The 5,670-nt window shown below is 71.1% G+C and carries 1 protein-coding gene; it reads right to left on the bottom strand.

The annotated features are described in order from the left end of the window. On the bottom strand, positions 1–5,586 hold a 5,586-nt coding region (locus tag ACIRL2_RS51170), incomplete at its 3' end, for an amino acid adenylation domain-containing protein (protein ID WP_402242663.1). Between the last annotated feature and the right edge of the window lie 84 nt (positions 5,587–5,670).

Here is a 5,670-nt window from a genome sequence, read left to right as displayed (position 1 = left end):
CTCCCGACCCACCCCCAAACCGGTCAGATAGCCCGCCAACCGACCCGACCGCGCATCCAACTCCCCGAACGACACCTCCTCCCCACCACACACCAGCGCCACCGCATCCGGAGACCCCTCCACCCACCGGCCCAACAACCCCACCACCGACGCCCGAGCCACCTCGGCAGACGTGTCGTTCCACTCCACCAACACACGCGCACGCTCGTCCGCGTCCAGCACGTCAAGCGTGCCCATTCGGGTGCTCGGCTCTGCGGTCAGTTCGGCCAGGGCCCGGACCCATCGATCGGTGATCGACCGGACGGTGTCCGCGTCGAACAGGTCCGCGGTGCCGGTCACCCAACCCAGCAGGCCGGCACGCCGGCCATGCCGGTCGAACGCCTCGGCGACGGTGACGTCCAGGTCGAACTTGGCCACCGAGGGCAGGTCCGAGGCGGCGTCCGTGGTCGGCGCGTCGGTGCGTACGCCGGGCAGGTCCAGCGCGGCGCGCGCGTTGTTCTGCACCGTGAGCATGACCTGGAAGAGCGGGTGCCGGGCGAGCGAACGGGCGGGCGCGAGTTCCTCCACCAATCGCTCGAACGGCACGTCCTGGTTGCCGAACGCGCCCAGTCCGGCGTCGCGGACCCGGCCCAGCAGTTCGCGGAACGTGGGGTCTCCGGAGAGGTCGGTGCGCATCACCAGGCTGTTCACGAAACACCCGACCGAGTCGTCCAGTGCCTCGTCGGTGCGTCCGGCGACGGCCGCGCCGATCGGGATGTCGGAACCGGCGCCCAGCTTCGACAACAGCACCGCCAGCGCGGCCTGGAGGACCATGAACACGGTCACGCCCTCGGCCCGCGCCAGTTCGACCACACGAGTGTGCGTCTCGGCCGGGATCTCCAACGGCACGCTGTGGCCGACGTGAGTGGCGACCGGCGGACGCGAGTGGTCGACCGGCAAGGGGAGTTCCTCGGGCATTCCGGCCAGGGTCTCGCGCCAGTAAGCGACCTGGGCCGACAACACACTGTTCGGGTCGCCCTCGCCGCCCAGCAACTCGCGCTGCCACAGCGCGTAGTCGGCGTACTGCACCGGCAGCGGCTCCCACGCCGGCTCCTCGCCCGCGCGGCGGGCCGTGTACGCCTGGGCGATGTCCCGGCCCAGCGGTTCCCACGACCATCCGTCGCCCGCGATGTGATGCACCACCGCGACCAGAACGCACTCCTCCTCGGAGCGGAACAGCCATGCACGGATCGGTATTTCGGTGGACAGGTCGAAGGCGTACTCGCTCGCCCGAGCGACCGCCGGCGCCAGTTCGTCGGCTGCGACGCGGCGCACCCGCAGCTCCCACTCGAACCCGGCCGGGTCGAGGACGTGCTGGTACGGCTCGCCGTCCGCGACCGGGAACACGGTACGCAGCACCTCGTGCCGTGCGATCACGTCCCGCAGCGCGTCCGCCAGCGCTTCTTCGTCCAGGTCGCCCGACAGGCCCACCACCACCGGGATGTTGTACGTCGGGTTCGGGCCCTCCAACTGTTCGATGAACCACAACCGCCGCTGGGCGAAGGACAACGGCAGCGGCTCGGGTCGCTTGCGCACGGTCAGCGCCGGGCGTACCGCACCCGTCCCCGACTCGGCGATCCGCGCCGCGAGCGTGGCCGCGGTGGGCGCCTCGAACAGCTCCCGAATCGCGATCTCCGCACCCAGCACCGCACGCACCCTGGACACCAACCGGGTCGCCAGCAGCGAGTGCCCGCCGAGGTCGAAGAAGTCGTCGTCGACGCCGACCGTCTCCAGACCCAGAACCTGGGCGAACACCCCGCACAGGATTTCCTCCCGGGCATCGGTCGCGGCCCGGCCCGCGTCGCCGGCTCCGGTGTACTCCGGCGCGGGCAGTGCCTTGCGGTCCAGCTTCCCGTTCGGCGTCATCGGCAGCACGGACAGCACGACCACGGCAGCGGGCACCATGTACTCGGGCATCTTCTCCGCCGCGAATCGGCGGAGCAGCTCGGGGAGTTCGTGATCGAGCACGGCGGCCTGGCCGCTTGCGGCGGCGGCCACGACGTAGGCGACGAGCCGCTTGTCGCCCGGCACGTCCTCACGGGCGATCACCGCGGCCCGGGCCACCCGCGGATGAGCGACCAACAGCGCCTCGATCTCCCCCGGTTCGATCCGGAAGCCGCGGATCTTGATCTGGTCGTCGGCCCGCCCGGCGAACCTCAACCGCCCGTCGTCGGTCCACCCGACCCGGTCCCCGGTCCGGTACATCCGCGAGCCGTCGGCGGCGAACCGGTCCGGGACGAAGCGCAGGCCGGTGAGCCCGGGACGGCCCAGGTAGCCCCGCGCGACGCCCGCGCCGGCCACGTACAGCTCGCCGACCACTCCCGGCGGCACCGGGTTGAGGTACTCGTCGAGCACGTAGGCGCGGGTGTTGACGATCGGCGCGCCGATCACCGGTTCGTCGCCCGGCCGCAGCGGCTCGGACATGGTCGCCACCACCGACATCTCCGTCGGCCCGTAGGCGTTGATCAATCGCCGACCCGGCGCCCATCCGGCCACCAGTTCGGCGTCCAGCGCCTCGCCGCCGGACAGGAGTGTGGAGACCGACGGAAGATCGTCGGGGTCGAGGAGGCCCAGCACGGTGGGCGGCAGCAGCAGGTGGGTCACCCGGTGCCGATCGACGAGGTCGATCAGGCCCGCGCCGGGCAGGAGTTCTTCCGCCGGCGCCACCACGAGACGTGCTCCCGAGCACAGTGCCATCAGCAGCTCCCAGGTCGCGGCGTCGAAGCCCACCGAGGCGAACTGGAGCACCCGGCTGTTCCCGTCCAGGTCGAGTCCGCGTGCCGCGACCAGGTTCACCGCGCCCGCGTGGGACACCAGGACGGCCTTGGGCGTGCCCGTCGAGCCCGAGGTGTAGATCACGTAGGCGAGGCCCTCGGGCCGGGCCGCGGCGACCGTTGCGGGTCCGGTCGCGGGCGCCGCGAGGGCGCCCCGCACCCGGTCGTCGTCCAGCGCGATCGTCAGGATGTGCCCGAGCGGCAGGTCCTCCAGGAGCTCTTCCGTGCCCACCAGCGCCATCGCCCGGCTGTCGGTGAGCATGAACATGATCCGGTCGGTCGGCTGCTTGGGGTCGATCGGCAGGTAGGCCGCGCCGGCCTTCCAGACCGCGAGCAGCGCCACCACCAGTTCGACGCCACGCTCCAGCAGCACGGCGACGACCGACTCCGGCCCGACCCCCGACCCGGCCAGGTACCGCGCCAGCCGATCGGCCCGGGCGTGCAACTCCGCGTAGCTCAGCTCGAACCCGTCACCGGCCACGGCCACCGCGTGCGGTGCCCGGGCCACCTGGGCCGCGAACAACTCCGGAACCGTGGCCGTGGGAACGTCCAGCGCGGTGTCGTTCCAGTCCAGCAGCAGCCGGGACCGCTCGGCGTCGTCCAGTACGTCCACGCTGCCCAGCGGAACGTCGCCGGCGGCCGTGTTCGGGAGGCCCACGCCGTCCGCGCCGACCGTACGCGCGGTGGCGTCGGCCAGGACGGTGAGGAAGTTCTCGATCGTGGTGTGCAACATCCGCGTGACCACATGCGGATCGACCGGCGCCGCCGCGTCCACGGTCAACCCGAAGCCCTCGGCGCCGAGGTCATCCACGGACACCACCAGCGGGAAGTTGGTCAGGTCCTCCATGAAGACCGTACGAACGCCCATCGTGTCGTCGTCGGTGCGACCGTCGGGTGCGCCCGGGCCCGGCCGCGGGTCGGCCTCGCGCCCATTCTCCGGCTCGCCGCTGTAGCGGTAGTTGAAGAAGGCGGTGAACAGCGGTGCGTCGCCGGTGATCCCGCTCGCCTGCTGCGCGAGCGATAGCGGTGCGTGCTCGTGTTCGAGCAACGCGGCGAGTTGGTCCCGCATCGCGGCCACTGCCGCCAGGGCGCCCACGCCCTCGGTACGCGCCCGCACCGGCAACGTGTTCATGAACAGACCCAACGCACGATCGGCACCGGCACCCGCGTTCATCCGACCGAACAACACCGTCCCGAACACGACATCGTCCCGCCCCGCCAATACCGACAACACCCGCGCCCAGGCCACATGCAGCAACGTCGCGGGACTCACACCCAGCCCCCGCGCCACCTCCCGAATCCGCACGGCCACCACATCCGCCACCGGCAACTCGGCCCGCCGCACACCGGTCCCGTCACCACGCACATCCAACAACCCGAACGGAGCCGTCGTCTCGGTCACATCACCCAACAACTCCGCGAAGAACTCCTCGTGACCACCGTTCCGCAGACTCTCCCGCGCCTGCACCACGAAATCCCGGAACGGCAACGCCGGCGCCAGTTCATCGCCGCGACCGGCGAGGAACGCCCGCACCTCCTGGAGCAGGACCTCCATGCCGACGTGGTCCTGGATGATGTGGTGCACCCGCAGGAGGCACAACAGCCGGGTCCCGTCGGGCAGGCGCGTGCTGTGCGCGTCGATCAGCGGTGCCCGGCCGATGTTCATGCTCAGCCCGCCTGCGGCAACCAACGCGGCCACCGGATCGCCGCTTTCCGGACCGAGGTCGATCTCCCGCACATTCAGTGGTGCGTGCCGCTGGACCACCTGGACCGGCTCGGGCACGCCCTCCCACACGATCGCGGTCCGGTAGATGTCGTGCCGGTCGATCACCTGCCGGAGCGCCCACAGGAAGGCGTCGAGCCGAGCCGCCGTGTCGAACTCCAGAACGAACGGCGAGACGTAGACGTCGCGTTCGTCGTCACCGGCCATCAGGTGATGGAAAAGGATGCCCTCCTGAAGCGGCGCCAACGGGTACACGTCGGCGATGTTCGCGGCACCGCCCTCGATCGACCCGACCAGCCGCCCGACCTCGACGGCCGACAGGTCGACGAGCGGCAACATCTCCGGCGTCAGTGCGGTGGCGTCGGCCGGGATTCGGTTCACCGGCACGCGCACCGGGATCGGCCCTGCGGCAGACGCCAGTCCGGCCACCGTGGGCGACTGGAACAGGGCCCGAACCGACACCGAGACGCCTCGCGCCCGCAACCGCTCCACCAGCGTGATGGCCAGCAGCGAATGCCCGCCCAGCGTGAAGAAGTTGTCGTCCACCCCCACCGACGGCACGCCCAACACCTCGGCGAAGACCGCGCACAACACCTCCTCGCGCACCGAGGAGGGACCACGGCCGCCGAGGCCGGAGGCATACTCCGGCGCGGGCAGTGCGTTGCGATCCAACTTGCCGTTGACGGTCAGCGGAAGCGCGTCGAGCAGCACGACGGCCGCGGGAACCATGTGGTCGGGCAGCCGGATCGCGGTGAACCGGAGCAGTTCCCGCGGCAGTTCGCCGTCCGCCGCGGCACCGGCCTCGACGGGCACGACATAGCCGACCAGCCGCTTGTCCCCCGGGGAGTCCTCACGCGCGACCACCACCGCACGGGCGACCAGCGGATGCGCGGCGAGTGTGCTCTCGATCTCACCGGGCTCGACCCGGAATCCACGAATCTTGACCTGCTCGTCACCGCGACCGAGGTACACGAGCCGGCCGCCGTCGGTCCACATCACCCGGTCCCCGGTGCGGTACATCCGCTCCCCGACCGCGAACGGGCACGCCACGAACCGATCCGCCGTCAACCCCGGCCGCGAAACGTAACCCCGAGCCAGCCCGGCACCCGCGATATACAGCTCGCCGATCACACC

This window comes from Embleya sp. NPDC127516 (assembly GCF_044765325.1).
In the GTDB taxonomy this organism is placed as follows: domain Bacteria; phylum Actinomycetota; class Actinomycetes; order Streptomycetales; family Streptomycetaceae; genus Embleya.
This window is presented reverse-complemented; position numbering and strand designations above follow the sequence as displayed.